The organism is Mycobacterium sp. HUMS_12744610, assembly GCF_041206865.1.
In the GTDB taxonomy this organism is placed as follows: domain Bacteria; phylum Actinomycetota; class Actinomycetes; order Mycobacteriales; family Mycobacteriaceae; genus Mycobacterium; species Mycobacterium servetii.
This window is the reverse complement of record NZ_JBGEDP010000001.1, coordinates 1,541,971-1,555,672: the sequence shown is the minus strand read 5'-3', so window position 1 is coordinate 1,555,672 and position 13,702 is coordinate 1,541,971. Positions and strand designations below refer to the sequence as shown.

Here is a 13,702-nt window from a genome sequence, read left to right as displayed (position 1 = left end):
AGAGTAACTGCCGCGGCGCGGGTGCACCGGGTTCGTCAACGCGGGGCCGCGGTCGGCGAACCGGCATCGACGCGCCCGCGCAGGTCTGGCACGCCGGGGACCCGCCGATAACCCTCGCTACTTGCCGTACCTGCGGTGCCGCTCGCTGTAGGCGCGCAACGCGCGCAGGAAGTCCACCCGGCGGAACGCGGGCCAGTGCGCCTCGGTGAACCACATCTCCGAGTACGCGCTCTGCCACAGCAGGAACCCGGACAGGCGTTGTTCGCCGGACGTGCGGATCACCAGGTCGGGGTCGGGTTGCCCGGAGGTGTAGAGGTTCTCGGAGATGGCGTCCACGGTCACCGCCTCGACGAGTTCCTCGGCCGTCGCGCCGTTGGCGAGTTCCTTGCCCAGCAACGCCCGCACCGCGTCGACGATCTCGCGGCGGCCGCCGTAGCCGACCGCGACGTTGACGTGGAAGGACGCCACGGCCGGTGTCGACTTCACCGCGCCGCGCAGCCGCCGGGCCGGTTCCTCGCCGAGCAGCTCGAGGTCCCCGACGGTGCGCACGCTCCAGCGGTTGGCCGGGGCGCAGATCTCCTCGACGACATCGGTGATGATCTCGATCAGCCCGGCCAGCTCGGTGGGATCGCGTTGCAGGTTCTCGGTGGACAGCAGGTAGACGGTGGTCATCTCGATGCCGGCCTCCTGACACCAGCGCAGCATCTCGGCGATCTTGGCGGCGCCCATCCGGTAGCCGTAGCTGACGTCGTCGTAACCCGCGTCGCGCGCCCAACGCCGGTTGCCGTCGCACAGGACCGCGATGTGGCGCGGCAGTCCGGCTTTGGACGCGGCCAGGCCCTGCCGCAGCCGCAGCTCGTAGACCTTGTAGAGCGGCTCCTTGAGCCGGGGCGGGATGATCTCCACGAAGACCCACCCTACTGTCGGGCGGCCCGATTCCCGCCGTGATTGCGGCGGATGACACCGCGCGGGCGTCATCGCAGCGACGACCCTCCGCGGCTAGTGTGGAAGGCCAGCGCTCGTGGCATGTTTTTCGACGTGCGAGCCCGACGTGCAAGGCAACAGGAGACATGAGCAGGCAGACCAGCACACCCGCCGATTCGGGGGCCGATTCGGAACCCCGATCAGAGTCATCCGCCCCGGAGAACCCGGTCGAAGAGCTCGTCGAAGACGCCGCCCGGATCCTGACGAAGCCGCGGATGCGCGGCTGGATCCACTTCTACTCGGCGTGGCTGGCGGTGGTGTGCGGGACGACCCTGGTGTCGGTGTCGTGGGCGCTCGCCTCGCCCCGCGCCGGGCATTCGACGCTCATCTACGCCGCGGCCACCGTGGCGATGTTCGCCGTCAGCGCCACCTACCACCGCGTCCAGTGGAAATCGGTGGCCGCCCGGCAGTGGATGAAGCGGCTGGACCATTCGACGATCTTCTTGTTCATCGCCGGCAGCTACACTCCGTTCGCGCGCCTGGCCATGCCGCAGAGCACCGGGGTGACGGTGCTGTGGATCGTGTGGGGCGGCGCGGCGGCGGGGATCGTGCTGAAGGTGTTCTGGCCGACGGCGCCCCGCTGGGTGGGCGTGCCGCTGTATCTTCTGCTGGGCTGGGTGGCGGTGTGGTACGCCCCGACGATCATCCACACCGCCGGGGTGGCGGCGATGGTGCTGCTGGCCGTCGGCGGAGTGTTCTACAGCGTCGGCGGCGTGTTCTACGCACTGCGCTGGCCCGACCCGTGGCCGCGCACGTTCGGCTATCACGAGGTGTTCCACACGTTCACCGTGCTCGCGGCGGTACTGCACTACATCGCCATGTGGCTGGCGGTCTTCTACGTCGGCCACCCGGCCTGATCGCGCCGGAGCTTCAGAGCTGGGTCACGTCGGTGGCCGACCAGTACGCCTTCATCGTGGTGACCTTGCCGCGCTCGTCGAAGGCCATGACGTCGATCGGCTCGATCAGCATCCGCTGACCGCCCGCGTTCACGGTCAGCCGGAACTGGAAAGCCGCCTCGTTGCCGGCCACCCGCAGCGACACCAGTTCGCACTCGCGCTGCGCACCCTCGAGCGCGGAGTAGAAGCCGTGGATCGCCTGGCGGCCGATGTGCACCTCACCGCCGACCGGGTCCTCGACCGTGGCATCGTCGGCGTAGAGCTCGACCAACTCGTCCGCGCTGCCCCCGGCGACCAGCGCGATGTAACGGTTGACGGTTGCGGTGATCGCTGGGGTGCGATCGTCGGCGTGCGGCATGAGACGCAGGGTAACGGCCGCGCTAGCGCCGGGGGACACCCAGGGCCGCGGCCAGCTCCGCGGCCCGGGTCACCGGGAGGTCGCACACCCGGCCCCGGCACACGTAGGCAGCGTCGGCGTCGCCGACCCTGGCGCGGCCGGCGAGCAGCGCCGACGAGTCGGGCGCGCCCCCGACGACAATCGCCCCGCCGGGCGCCAGGCGGCGCGCCTCGGCGAGCAGCTCCGAGCGTGCCGGGTCGCAGGCGACAGCGACCTGCAGCGGCCCGCGAACCGCCAGCTCGGCGACCGACACCCAGTTGCCGGCCGAGCGCGGCGCCTGCGCCAGCAGCACCGAATGGGCGTCGAGCGCGGCGGAGGCCGCCTGCAGGTACCGTTCGGCGCGGGGCCCGTCGACCAGGTGCGCCGCAGTCAGCAGCGCCTCGGTGACCGACGACGCGCCCGACGGCGTCGCGCCGTCCAGCGGGTCGGCGGGCCGCAACATCAGCTCCTCGGCATCGTCGGCCGTGTCGAACCAGCGGCCGGGCCGGTCCGGGTCGGCGAAGCGCTCCAGCGCGGTGTCCAGCAGCCCGGCCGCCGCCGTCAGCCAGTCCTCCTGGGCGGTCAGCTGATACAGCGCCAGCAGGCCGGCGGCCAGCATCGCGTGATCGTCCAGGGTGGCGGCGCTGTCGCCGACCACCCCGCCCAGGCTGGTCCGCCGCAGCCGGCCGCCGACGATATGCAGGTCCAGCAGCGCGGCCGCACAGCGCGCCGCGGCGCGGGCCAACTCGGGTTCGTCCAGAGCCACGCTGGCCTCGGCCAGCGCGGCGATCGCCAGCCCGTTCCAGCAGGTGACGACCTTGTCGTCGCGGCCCGGCTGGGCCCGGGTGCGGCGGGCGGCCAGCAGCGCGGACCGCACCCGTTCCAAACGTTGCGGATCGTCGGGGTCTTCGCGCAGCTGCAGCACCGAGGCCCGGTCCTCGAACGTGCCGGACCGTGTCACCGCGAAAATCTGCGCCGCCCAGCGGCCTTCGTCGTCACCGAGCACCTCGCTCAGCTGCTTGCGCGTCCAGACGTAGGTCGAACCCTCGCGGCCGTCGGCGTCGGCGTCCAGCGACGAGACGAACATGTCGGCGTCGGACAGCTCGACGAGCAGGAAGCGCGCCGTCTCGGCGGCGATGCGGCGGGCCAGCGGATCCCCGGTGCGGCGGGCCCAGTGCGCGTAGGCGCGCAGCAGCAGCGCGTTGTCGTAGAGCATCTTCTCGAAATGCGGGACCACCCAGGCGTTGTCGACGCTGTACCGGGCGAAGCCACCGGCGAGCTGGTCGTAGATTCCGCCGCGGGCCATCGCGTTGCCGGCGCGTTCGACCGCCTCCAGGGCGGCCGGCGAACGGGTGCGCTCGTAGTTGCGCAACAACGCCTCGAGCACGGCAGCCGACGGGAACTTGGGTGCATCGCCGAAGCCGCCGTTGACCTTGTCCTCGCCGGCCAGCAGTGCCGCGACGGCGTGGTCGCACACCGCCGGGACCAACGCCGAACTCCCGCTTGCTTGCTCCCAGAACGTGGCCGTCATCGTCCGCAGCTCCCCGGCGATGCGGTCAGACGCCTCCTCGACGTCGTCGCGGCGGTCCCGCCAGGTCTCCGTGACGGCCGTGAGGATCTTCAGAAAATCGTCTTTCGTGTAGTACGTGCCGCAGAAGAAGGGCCGGCCGTCGGGGGTCAGAAAGCATGTCATCGGCCAGCCCCCCTGACCGGTGAGCGCGACGGTGGCGTTCATGTAGACCGCGTCGATGTCCGGCCGCTCCTCGCGGTCGACCTTGACGCAGACGAACCCCGCGTTCATCGCGGCGGCCACCTCGTCGTCCGCGAACGACTCGTGGGCCATGACGTGACACCAGTGGCAGGCGGCGTAGCCGACGGACAGCAGGATCGGCACGTCGCGCGCCGCCGCGGCCGCCAGCGCCTCCGGCGTCCACTGCTGCCAGTGCACGGGATTGTCGGCGTGCTGGCGCAGGTACGGGCTGGCCGCCAGCCCCAGCGTGTTCGTCCGGGCCAGGTCAGCGGGGCTCATCACCGGATCCTGGTGGCCGCGTCGCGCCGTCGACGTCGCCCCCCTCGTCCGCGGCCGGGTCGACGGTGTCGGTGCCCTCGTCCGCGGCCTGGTCGGGGGCCGGGTGCTCGGGGTCGAACGATTCGGGCACCTTCTTCAGTTGCCGGTTCATCGACCGCAGCAGAAACAGCGTGGCAATCAGCAGCAGCACGATCACCAGCAGCCCCAGCGGGCTGGCCTTGCCGAAGTCGGGCCCATGGTTGCGCGGCGCACCGTCGGCCCAAACCGCGACATGGGCCGCGAGAAGAACATGATTCACCCGTCGACCTCGATTCCGGCGAACAAGTCGTCCTCGGGCAGGCGGACCGGCACCCGGGAGCGGGCCAACTCGAACTCCTCGGTCGGCCACAGCCGCTCCTGCCATGCGATGGGAGCGGCGAAGAAGTCGTGGTTGGGGTCGATCTGCGTGGCGTGCGCCCGCAGTGCGTCGTCGCGCCGGCCGAAATAAGCCGAGCACTCCACACGCGTCGTCACCCGCGACTCGAACGGGTCATGCTCGGGATCCCAGTGCTCGAGCCACTTCTTGAACGGGGCGTCGCGGCCGTGCTTGAGGGCCTCGTCGTGCAGCAACTGCATGCGCGCCCGCAGGAACCCGTGGATGTAGTAGAGCTTGGACACCGTCCACGGGTCGCCGGCCTCCGGGAAGCGCCGGTAGTCGCCCGCGGCCTCGAAGGCGCCGACCGAGACCTGGTGGCAGCGGATGTGGTCGGGATGGGGGTAGCCGCCGTTCTCGTCGTAGGTGGTGATCACGTGCGGCCGGAACTCGCGAACCAGGCGCACCAGCGCCTCGACGGACTCCTCCAGCGGCGCCAGCGCGAAGCAGCCCTCGGGCAGCGGCGGCGGCGGTTCGCCCTGGGGCAACCCGGAGTCGACGAAACCCAGCCAGGCGTGCTCCACGCCCAGGATCTCGGCCGCCTTCGCCATCTCGTCGCGGCGGACCTCCGGCAATCGCCCGCGCACGTCGGGCAGGTCCATCGCCGGGTTGAGGATGTCGCCGCGTTCCCCGCCGGTCAACGTCACCACCAGCACGCGATGCCCCTTGTCGGCATACTTGGCCAGTGTGGCCGCACCCTTGCTGGATTCGTCGTCGGGGTGGGCATGCACCGCCATCAACCGCAGTTCGCTCACACGCTCCCTCGTCGCTCCGCCGGCCGGCCCGTTCGACCATATAATTGCAGTTCTCGATCGTCGGCATCCCCTAGGCCGGGGTTGCCCGATCGCCATCCAGATATGAATCACGCATGAGCGAGACTTTTATTCCTCGCCCCGAGGGCCGCTACGGGCGTCCTCGACTGTCGCGGATGTCGCGGCGGGGCCTGGCCATCGCGCTGGCCGTCCTCGCGGTCGCGGCCGGTGTCGTGGTCGCCGTCATCGGCTATCAACGGCTCGGCACCGGCGACGTCTCGGGTTCGCTGGCCGGCTACCAGGTCATCGACGACGAGACGGCCTCGGTGACGATCAGCGTGACGCGCTCGGACCCGTCGCGGCCCGTGGACTGCATCGTGCGGGTTCGCGCCCGGGACGGCAGCGAGACCGGTCGACGAGAGGTGCTGGTCCCGCCATCCGACCAGGCCACGGTGCAGGTCACGACAACCGTGGACTCCTACCGGCCGCCGATGATGGCCGACATCTACGGCTGCGGCACCGACGTCCCCGACTATCTGCGACCGTCCTGACCGCGAACTGCGAATTTGTGGGTCACCAGATGTTTCCGCGGTGGTAACATGGATGAATGCACGGTTCCTGCTGGGACCGTGTATTGCTGCATTAATGGCCGTGGGCGGGGCGACGCGGCAGCAACCGGGGGTTCCCGAGGCGCCCGCCGGCGGCAGCACACGAAGGCTTACGCGACGGCGCGGAAGCGACAACACTAGGAGCGCGACGAGATGACGGATACTCAGGTGACCTGGTTGACCCAGGAGTCACATGACCGACTCAAGGCCGAGCTCGATCAGCTGATCGCCAACCGTCCGGTCATCGCAGCCGAAATCAACGACCGCCGCGAGGAGGGCGACCTGCGCGAGAACGGCGGGTACCACGCGGCGCGTGAGGAGCAGGGCCAGCAGGAGGCCCGTATCCGCCAGCTGCAGGACCTGCTGAGCAACGCGAAGGTCGGCGAGGCGCCCAAGCAGTCCGGCGTCGCCCTGCCCGGCTCGGTCGTGAAGGTCTACTACAACGGCGACAAGTCCGACACCGAGACGTTCCTGATCGCCACCCGCCAGGAGGGCGTCAACGACGGCAAGCTCGAGGTGTACTCGCCGAACTCGCCGCTGGGCGGCGCGCTGATCGACGCCAAGGTCGGCGAGACCCGCAGCTACACTGTTCCCAACGGCAGCACCGTCGAGGTCACGCTCGTCAGCGCGGAACCTTACCACTCCTAACGCCTAGTGCTGGCGCGCGGGTTAGCGCAGGGCCTGGTCGAGATCGGCCAGCAGATCCGCCACGTCCTCGATGCCGACCGAGAGCCGCACCAGGTCGTCGGGAACCTCCAGCTGCGACCCGGTCGTCGACGCGTGCGTCATGGCGCTGGGATGCTCGATCAGCGACTCCACCCCACCCAGGGACTCGGCCAGGATGAACACCTCGGTGCGGGCGCACAGTTCCTGGGCGGCGCGCCGCCCGCCCCGCATCCGCACCGAGACCATGCCGCCGAAGCCCCGCATCTGCCGCGACGCGACCTCGTGCCCCGGATGGCCGGCCAGGCCCGGGTACAGCACGGTGGTCACCGCGGGGTGCTCGGCGAGGAATTGCGCCACGGCCAGGGCGTTCTCGCCGTGGCGTTGCATCCTGAGCACCAGCGTCTTGAGGCCACGCATCGCCAGGTAGGCGTCGAACGGGCCCGGTACCGCGCCGGCCCCGTTCTGCAGAAAACCGAAGGCGGCGTCCAACTCCTCGTCATCGGTGACCAGCGCGCCGCCCACCAGGTCGGAGTGGCCGCCGATGTACTTGGTGCACGAGTGCAGCACGACGTCGGCGCCCAGCGTCAGCGGTTGCTGCAGCGCGGGTGAGGCGAACGTGTTGTCGACCAGCACCCTCGCACCGCGGTCCGCCCCGAGACCCGCGATGGCGGCGATGTCGGCGATCGACAGCAACGGGTTGGTCGGTGTTTCGACCCAGATCAGCCGCGTCTGCGGGGTGATCGCGGCGCGGACGGCGTCCAAGTCCGCCAGCGCCACCGGCGTGTAGCCGACACCCCATTGGGTGAACACCTTGTCGATGAGGCGGAAGGTGCCGCCGTAGGCGTCGGTGGGGATGATCAGGTGGTCGCCCGGTCTCAGCATCGCCCGCAGGGCGCAGTCGGCGGCGGCCATCCCGGAGCTGAACGCCCGCGCGAACGCGCCCTCCTCGACGGTCGCCAGCGAGGCTTCCAGCGCGGCCCTGGTCGGGTTGCCGGTGCGCGCGTACTCGAACCCACCGCGCAGGACGCCCACACCGTCCTGCGCGAACGTGCTGCTGGCATAGATCGGGGCGTTCACAGCCCCGGTCGCGGGATCCGGCGGGTAGCCGGCGTGGATGGCCCGGGTGGCCAGTCCGGCCGTCCCGCGGGGAGGTGTGCTGCGCTCTCCTTTCATCCGCGCGGCTACCTACCTCCGATCGGCAGACAAACCGTCGACATGATCTTGTCGGCCAGCGTCTGCCGCTTGGCGTCCCACAGCGGGAACAGGAAGCCGACGAAGCAGATGATCGCGTCGACGAAATGCGCGAAGACACGCAGGATGGACCGCCCGAACCCGATGGGCTGCCCCGTGACCTCGCTGACCACCTTGAAGTTGAGCACCGACTTGCCCAGGGTCGAACCGGTGGTGCCCTGGCGGTAGCCGTAGTTCCAGATCAGGTAGAACAACCCCACCGCCGAGGTCAGTGCCTGCGCCAGCACCCCGACGGGTGAGTTCTGGGTGGCGCACACCTGGTTGACGGCGTACGACGTGATGTCGGTGACGCAGGACGTCTGCTGGGTGGTCATCAGGATTCCGGTGCCGATCGAGTGCAAGATGACGTAGGGCAGGATGTCGATGACGAACGCCAGCACCCGGGAAAACCACGACGTGTAGTCGCTTTTCGGCAGGGTGCGGATCGCCGGGCCGGGCGGCGGGGGCGCGTACCCGCCGGAGGGCGGGGGCGGCGGGGGCGGCGGCGGGGAGGACGGGCCGGGGGGCGGCGGGTAAGCGCCTCCGCCCGGCGGTGGGGGCGGCGGTGGCGCCTCGTGCTTACCGGCTTCCGGCTCAGGCCCGCCGGAGGGCCCGGGCGACGACGGCGGGGGCGGGTAAGCGCCGCCGGGTGGCGGTTGATCGGTCATGGGCAACCTTCCGCTGCGGAGTTGGTCGAACCGGGCCGACCCACATTACCTGAGACGGGGGCCGCCCAAGAGGTCTCCCCTAGCGCCGCCGCGGCACGTCCGAGAGGAAGCCGAGCAGGTCCTGCCGTGTGATGACACCGACGGGTTTGCCCTGTTCCACCACCATGAGGGCGTCCGAGTCGCGCAGGGCTGCGCCGGCCACCGAGCGACTCGCCGGCGCCGATCATGCGCAGCGGCGGGCTCATGTGTTGCGATACGGCGTCGGCCAGTCTGGCGCGACCCTCGAACACGGCCGAGAGCAGTTCGCGTTCGGAGACGCTGCCGGCGACCTCGCCGACCCGCACCGGGGGCTCCGCGCCGACCACCGGCATCTGTGACACGCCGTATTCGCGCAGGATCCCGATGGCGTCGCGCACCGTCTCGGAGGGATGGGTGTGCACCAGGGCGGGCAGCGCACCGGATTTTCCGCGCAGCACCTCGCCTACCGTGGGTTGCTCGGTGGAGCCGTCGAGGCGGCTGCGCAGGAACCCGTACGACGACATCCAAGCGTCGTTGAAGATCTTCGACAGGTAGCCGCGGCCGCCGTCGGGAAGCAAGACGACGACGAGGGCGTCGGGTCCGGCCCGCTCGGCGACCTCCACCGCGGCCACCACCGCCATCCCGCACGAGCCGCCGACCAGCAGCGCCTCCTCGCGAGCCAGCCGCCGCGTCATGTCGAACGAGTCGGAGTCGGACACCGCGATGACCTCGTCGGGCACGCCCGGGTCGTAGGCCGCCGGCCAGAAGTCTTCGCCGACCCCCTCGACCAGGTAGGGCCGGCCACTGCCGCCGGAGTACACCGATCCCTCGGGGTCGACGCCGACGATGCGCACCCGCCCGCCGGACACCTCCTTGAGGTAGCGGCCGGCGCCGGTGATGGTCCCGCCGGTGCCGATCCCGGCGACGAAGTGGGTGACCCTGCCGTCGGTGTCGGCCCAGATCTCCGGGCCGGTCGTCTCGTAGTGGCCGGCCGGTCCCTCCGGGTTGGCGTACTGGTCGGGCTTCCACGCCCCGTCGATCTCTCGGGTCAGCCGGTCCGAGACGCTGTAGTAGCTGTCGGGATGCTCGGGCGGCACCGCCGTGGGGCAGACGACGACCTCCGCGCCGTAGGCGAGTAGCACGTTGCGCTTGTCCTCGCTGACCTTGTCGGGGCACACGAAGACGCACCGGTACCCGCGGCGCTGGGCGACCATGGCGAGACCGACGCCGGTGTTGCCCGACGTCGGTTCGACGATGGTCCCGCCCGGTCTGAGCTGCCCGCCGGCCTCCGCGGCATCGATCATCTTGGCCGCGATCCGGTCCTTGGAGCTGCCTCCGGGGTTGAGGTATTCGACCTTTGCCGCCACGACGCCGGCACCGGCGGGGACGACGGCGTGCAGGCGCACCAGCGGGGTACCACCGATCAGGTCACTGATGTGCTGCGCGATCCGCATCCGCTCATCGTCTCAGGCGCACGTCGGGCCGCCTAGCCGGTGGCCTCGCGGATGTACTCGCCGATCTGGCGCAGCGAGCGGACCGCTTCCGGCACCATCGGCGCGGCCAGCTGGAAGTCGTGGATCTGACCGGGCCAGACGCGCAGTTCGGCCGGGACCCCGGCCGCCGCCAGCCTGCCGGCGGCCAGCTGGGCGTCGTGCAGCAACACCTCGGAACCCGAGACGTGGATCAGGGTGCGCGGCAGCCCGGGGGTGATGTGCTCCAACGGCTCGTAGATCTCCTCGGGTTTGCCGTCCACCGTGTTCTTGGCTGCCGAGCTGGTGACGAGGACGTCGAGGGCGTCGAACGCCTTCGGGGGGAACATCGCGTCGCTCCTGATGTTGGGGTGCGCCTGCTTGCACTCCTTCGCCAGCTGCAGCAGCGGCGAGATCGCCACCAGCGCGGCCGGTACCTCGCTTTCCTCTTCGCGTTGCAGACGTTGCGCCAGCGCGAGCGCCAGGTAGCCGCCGGCGGAGTCGCCGGCCAGCACGATCTGGTCGGGCTCATAGCCGCGCTCACGCAGCCACCGGTATCCGTCGTGGCAGTCGTCGAGGGCCATGCCGATCGAATGTTTGGGCAGCAGGCGGTAGTTGACCACCAGGACGGGCGCGTCGGCGAACTCGGACAACGCTTCGACGAGCCTGCCGTGCGAGTTCGCCCCGCAGGTCAAGAACGCGCCGCCGTGCAGGTAGACGACGACCCGGCGGGTGCCGTCCGCGGGCAGGACCCCGGGCGCGCGCACCAGTTGCGCCGAGGCGTTGCGCAGGTTGATCGTCTCGCGAACGGTGGCCGTCACCGGGAGCAGCACCCGCGACGCGAAGTCGATCAGCCCCCAGGGCCACGGCACGTGAGGGGCATGGCTGCCCACGGCAAGCACCGGCCGGATCGTCAGCCGCGCGGCCAGGCCTGCCACCCGCGCGGCGATGCTGGGCCCGGATTCGAGGACCTCGACCGGTGCGCCGTCGCTGATGGCGAATCGGCGGGCCCGGGCTCTGCGGGCCTTGAGGACATCGTGGGTGCGGACGGGGGGTCGGGGCGAGCTGTATTCGTCGCGAAATGCGGTCATGCTCAACACTTCCTACGTCTTTGTAGTCCGATACGGCATGCGACGCGGCAGCTAAGCGTCTGGTTACCGGCTCCCGCCGCGCCATTCAGCTAACCCGTCGAGCGTCAGCTTGACACGCGTTGCCACAGAAGGCGATTGAACGGCCAAAGTTGATACCACATCTGATTCACAACGTGATCAGTTTGTTCAGAAGGCGCCCGCGCAAACCCCCGAGCCGGTCTAAACTGATCACCGTGACCATCCGGGTGCCGCGTCGTTCGACGATCGCCCTGGCCACAGCAGGGGCTCTCGCCTCGACGGGTACCGCGTACCTGGGCGCTCGCAACCTGCTGCTCGGCCAGGCGACGCACGCGCGCACCGTGATCCCGAAGTCGTGGGACATCCCGCCGCGGGCCGACGGCGTCTACGCGCCCGGCGGCGGTCCGGTCGAGCGATGGTATCGCGGCATTCACTCCGACCTGCATGTGATGATCTTCGGCGACTCGACGGCAACCGGGTACGGCTGCACGAGCGCCGAGGAAGTGCCGGGCGTGCTCATTGCCCGCGGGCTCGCCGAACGCACTGGAAGCCGCATCCGGCTGAGCACCAAGGCCATCGTCGGCGCGACGTCGAAGGGGGTGTGCGGGCAGGTCGACGCGATGTTCGTCGCCGGCCCCCCGCCGGACGCGGCGGTGATGATGCTGGGCGCCAACGACGTGACCGCCCTCAACGGCGTCGGCCCGTCGGCGCAACGGTTGGCCCTGACGGTCCGCAGGTTGCGCACCCACGGCGCGGTGGTGGTCGTCGGCACCTGCCCGGACCTCGGCGTGATCAGCGCCATCCCGCAGCCGCTGCGCTCGCTGGCACACGCGCGCACCTCGCAGCTGGCCCGCGCCCAGGCCGCCTCGGTGCGGGCCGCGGGCGGGGTCCCGGTGCCCCTGGCCCATCTGCTGGCGCCGCAGTCCCGGGCCACGCCCGAGGCGATGTTCTCCGCCGACGGCTACCACCCCTCCCCCGCCGCCTACGCGCTGGCGGCCGACGCGCTGTTGCTGGCGCTCGTCGATGTGCTCAGCGGGAGGGACGAAGCCCCTGCGCCGGCCATCCCGGCGTCGCCGGCGCAGTCCGGCATCCCCGTGGTGTCGCGGCTGTGGCGGCGTCCGGAAGCGGGGTCATCAGCCCCGTCGTCGTACCAGCCGGTGGGCAGCGATTAGATTTGGGGTGGTCGCGTCCGGGCCCGTAGGCGGTGGGCGCACGACCGGCTCTTGAAGCGCGCACGCCCCATCGGATTCGAAGGAAATCGTCATGCCTGAAGCTGTCATCGTGTCCACCGCTCGCTCGCCGATCGGCCGCGCCATGAAGGGGTCACTGGTCAGCATGCGGCCCGACGACCTGGCCGCCCAGATGGTGCGCGCCGCGCTCGACAAGGTTCCCGCGCTCAACCCGCACCAGATCGACGACCTGATGCTGGGCTGCGGCCTGCCCGGCGGCGAATCCGGGTTCAACATGGCGCGCGTCGTCGCCGTCGAGCTGGGCTACGACTTCCTGCCGGGCACCACGGTCAACCGGTACTGCTCGTCGTCGTTGCAGACCACGCGGATGGCGTTCCACGCGATCAAGGCCGGGGAGGGCGACGCGTTCATCTCCGCGGGCGTGGAAACGGTCTCCCGCTTCGGTAAGGGCAACTCCGACTCGTGGCCCGACACCAAGAATCCGCTGTTCGACGCGGCCCAGGAGCGCTCGGCGGCCGCCGCGGCTGGCGCCGACGAGTGGCACGACCCCCGCGCCGACGGCAACCTGCCCGACGTCTACATCGCGATGGGCCAGACCGCCGAGAACGTGGCGCTGCTGACCGGGATCAGCCGCGAGGAGCAGGACCGCTGGGGGGTGCGCAGCCAGAACCGGGCCGAGGAGGCCATCAAGAGCGGCTTCTTCGAGCGCGAGATCTGCCCGGTGACCCTGCCGGACGGAAGCACTGTCAGCACCGACGACGGCCCGCGGGCCGGCACCACCTACGAGAAGGTCAGCGAGCTCAAGCCGGTGTTTCGGCCCAACGGCACGGTGACGGCGGGCAATGCCTGCCCGCTGAACGACGGCGCCGCCGCGCTGGTCATCACCAGCGACACCAAGGCCAAGGAACTCGGCCTCACACCGCTGGCGCGCATCGTGTCCACCGGGGTCAGCGGGCTGTCGCCGGAGATCATGGGCCTGGGCCCGATCGAGGCGTGCAAGCAGGCCCTGGAGCGCGCCCGGATGTCGATCGGCGACATCGACCTGTACGAGATCAACGAAGCGTTCGCGGTGCAGGTGCTGGGCTCGGCGCGCGAGCTGGGCATGGACGAGGACAAGCTGAACGTGTCGGGCGGGGCCATCGCGCTGGGCCACCCCTTCGGCATGACCGGCGCGCGCATCGCCACCACGCTGCTCAACAACCTGCAGACCCACGACAAGACGTTCGGCCTGGAAACCATGTGCGTGGGCGGCGGCCAGGGCATGGCGATGATCATCGAGCGGCTGAGCTGAACCG

Annotated in this window: 12 protein-coding genes and 2 pseudogenes; 5 read left to right on the top strand and 9 right to left on the bottom strand. The window is 70.4% G+C overall.

From position 1 onward, the window contains the following. Nucleotides 1-117: 117 nt before the first annotated feature. A complete protein-coding gene (locus AB8998_RS07795) occupies nucleotides 118-906 on the bottom strand; it encodes a (2Z,6E)-farnesyl diphosphate synthase (RefSeq protein WP_369737346.1) in 789 nt (262 codons plus the stop codon). A 164-nt stretch (nucleotides 907-1,070) separates the two neighbouring features. Between AB8998_RS07795 and trhA the strand changes: the two genes are divergently transcribed. Then, complete coding sequence (gene trhA, locus AB8998_RS07790; protein WP_369737345.1) at nucleotides 1,071-1,841, top strand: PAQR family membrane homeostasis protein TrhA; 771 nt, start codon at nucleotides 1,071-1,073, stop codon at nucleotides 1,839-1,841. Nucleotides 1,842-1,854: 13 nt separating this feature from the next. On the opposite strand, the gene AB8998_RS07785 is transcribed toward trhA, so the two are convergent. The 4 genes from AB8998_RS07785 to mca are packed head-to-tail and all read right to left on the bottom strand — an operon-like array spanning nucleotide 1,855 to nucleotide 5,452. Then, a complete protein-coding gene (locus tag AB8998_RS07785) occupies nucleotides 1,855-2,238 on the bottom strand; it encodes a nuclear transport factor 2 family protein (RefSeq protein WP_369737344.1) in 384 nt (127 codons plus the stop codon). Nucleotides 2,239-2,260: 22 nt separating this feature from the next. Then, entirely contained in the window at nucleotides 2,261-4,285 is a 2,025-nt protein-coding gene (locus AB8998_RS07780) for a thioredoxin domain-containing protein (protein ID WP_369737343.1), read from the bottom strand. After that, nucleotides 4,272-4,583, bottom strand: coding sequence for a hypothetical protein (locus tag AB8998_RS07775; RefSeq protein ID WP_369737342.1), 312 nt, complete (start codon nucleotides 4,581-4,583; stop codon nucleotides 4,272-4,274). Before AB8998_RS07775 ends, AB8998_RS07780 begins: the two co-directional genes overlap by 14 nt. Further along, a complete protein-coding gene (mca, locus tag AB8998_RS07770) occupies nucleotides 4,580-5,452 on the bottom strand; it encodes a mycothiol conjugate amidase Mca (protein ID WP_369737340.1) in 873 nt (290 codons plus the stop codon). Before mca ends, AB8998_RS07775 begins: the two co-directional genes overlap by 4 nt. 113 nt (nucleotides 5,453-5,565) lie before the next feature. On the opposite strand from mca, the gene AB8998_RS07765 reads away from it, so the two are divergent. Then, nucleotides 5,566-6,000: a DUF4307 domain-containing protein gene (locus tag AB8998_RS07765; protein ID WP_369737339.1), complete on the top strand. Its 435-nt coding sequence runs from the start codon at nucleotides 5,566-5,568 to the stop codon at nucleotides 5,998-6,000. A gap of 210 nt (nucleotides 6,001-6,210) precedes the next feature. Then, nucleotides 6,211-6,705: a transcription elongation factor GreA gene (gene greA / locus AB8998_RS07760; protein WP_369737338.1), complete on the top strand. Its 495-nt coding sequence runs from the start codon at nucleotides 6,211-6,213 to the stop codon at nucleotides 6,703-6,705. Between the two features lie 21 nt (nucleotides 6,706-6,726). Here greA and AB8998_RS07755 read toward each other — a convergent pair whose 3' ends face one another. The 4 genes and pseudogenes from AB8998_RS07755 to AB8998_RS07740 all read right to left on the bottom strand — a co-directional run bounded on the left by AB8998_RS07755 (nucleotide 6,727) and on the right by AB8998_RS07740 (nucleotide 11,199). Further along, complete coding sequence (locus tag AB8998_RS07755; RefSeq protein ID WP_369737337.1) at nucleotides 6,727-7,896, bottom strand: cystathionine gamma-synthase; 1,170 nt, start codon at nucleotides 7,894-7,896, stop codon at nucleotides 6,727-6,729. 8 nt (nucleotides 7,897-7,904) lie between these two features. Then, nucleotides 7,905-8,621, bottom strand: coding sequence for an RDD family protein (locus AB8998_RS07750; protein ID WP_369737336.1), 717 nt, complete (start codon nucleotides 8,619-8,621; stop codon nucleotides 7,905-7,907). 79 nt (nucleotides 8,622-8,700) lie between these two features. Further along, nucleotides 8,701-10,093: pseudogene (locus tag AB8998_RS07745) on the bottom strand (cystathionine beta-synthase). 32 nt (nucleotides 10,094-10,125) lie between these two features. Further along, a complete protein-coding gene (locus tag AB8998_RS07740; protein ID WP_369737335.1) occupies nucleotides 10,126-11,199 on the bottom strand; it encodes an alpha/beta hydrolase in 1,074 nt (357 codons plus the stop codon). Between the two features lie 245 nt (nucleotides 11,200-11,444). On the opposite strand from AB8998_RS07740, the pseudogene AB8998_RS07735 reads away from it, so the two are divergent. Together AB8998_RS07735 and AB8998_RS07730 are read left to right on the top strand one after the other, a co-directional pair. Further along, nucleotides 11,445-12,249: pseudogene (locus tag AB8998_RS07735) on the top strand (SGNH/GDSL hydrolase family protein); the annotation flags it as partial. 231 nt (nucleotides 12,250-12,480) lie between these two features. Further along, nucleotides 12,481-13,698 carry an acetyl-CoA C-acetyltransferase gene (locus AB8998_RS07730; protein WP_369737334.1) on the top strand — a complete coding sequence of 406 codons (1,218 nt, stop codon included), beginning with the start codon at nucleotides 12,481-12,483 and terminating at the stop codon, nucleotides 13,696-13,698. The last annotated feature ends 4 nt before the right edge of the window (nucleotides 13,699-13,702 follow it).

Coding starts and splice junctions, on each gene's coding strand:
- trhA (WP_369737345.1), top strand. CDS start 1,071: ATGAGCAGGCAGACCAGCACACCCGCCGATTCGGGGGCCGATTCGGAA.
- AB8998_RS07785 (WP_369737344.1), bottom strand. CDS start 2,238: ATGCCGCACGCCGACGATCGCACCCCAGCGATCACCGCAACCGTCAAC.
- AB8998_RS07780 (WP_369737343.1), bottom strand. CDS start 4,285: ATGAGCCCCGCTGACCTGGCCCGGACGAACACGCTGGGGCTGGCGGCC.
- AB8998_RS07765 (WP_369737339.1), top strand. CDS start 5,566: ATGAGCGAGACTTTTATTCCTCGCCCCGAGGGCCGCTACGGGCGTCCT.
- greA (WP_369737338.1), top strand. CDS start 6,211: ATGACGGATACTCAGGTGACCTGGTTGACCCAGGAGTCACATGACCGA.
- AB8998_RS07755 (WP_369737337.1), bottom strand. CDS start 7,896: ATGAAAGGAGAGCGCAGCACACCTCCCCGCGGGACGGCCGGACTGGCC.
- AB8998_RS07750 (WP_369737336.1), bottom strand. CDS start 8,621: ATGACCGATCAACCGCCACCCGGCGGCGCTTACCCGCCCCCGCCGTCG.
- AB8998_RS07740 (WP_369737335.1), bottom strand. CDS start 11,199: ATGACCGCATTTCGCGACGAATACAGCTCGCCCCGACCCCCCGTCCGC.
- AB8998_RS07730 (WP_369737334.1), top strand. CDS start 12,481: ATGCCTGAAGCTGTCATCGTGTCCACCGCTCGCTCGCCGATCGGCCGC.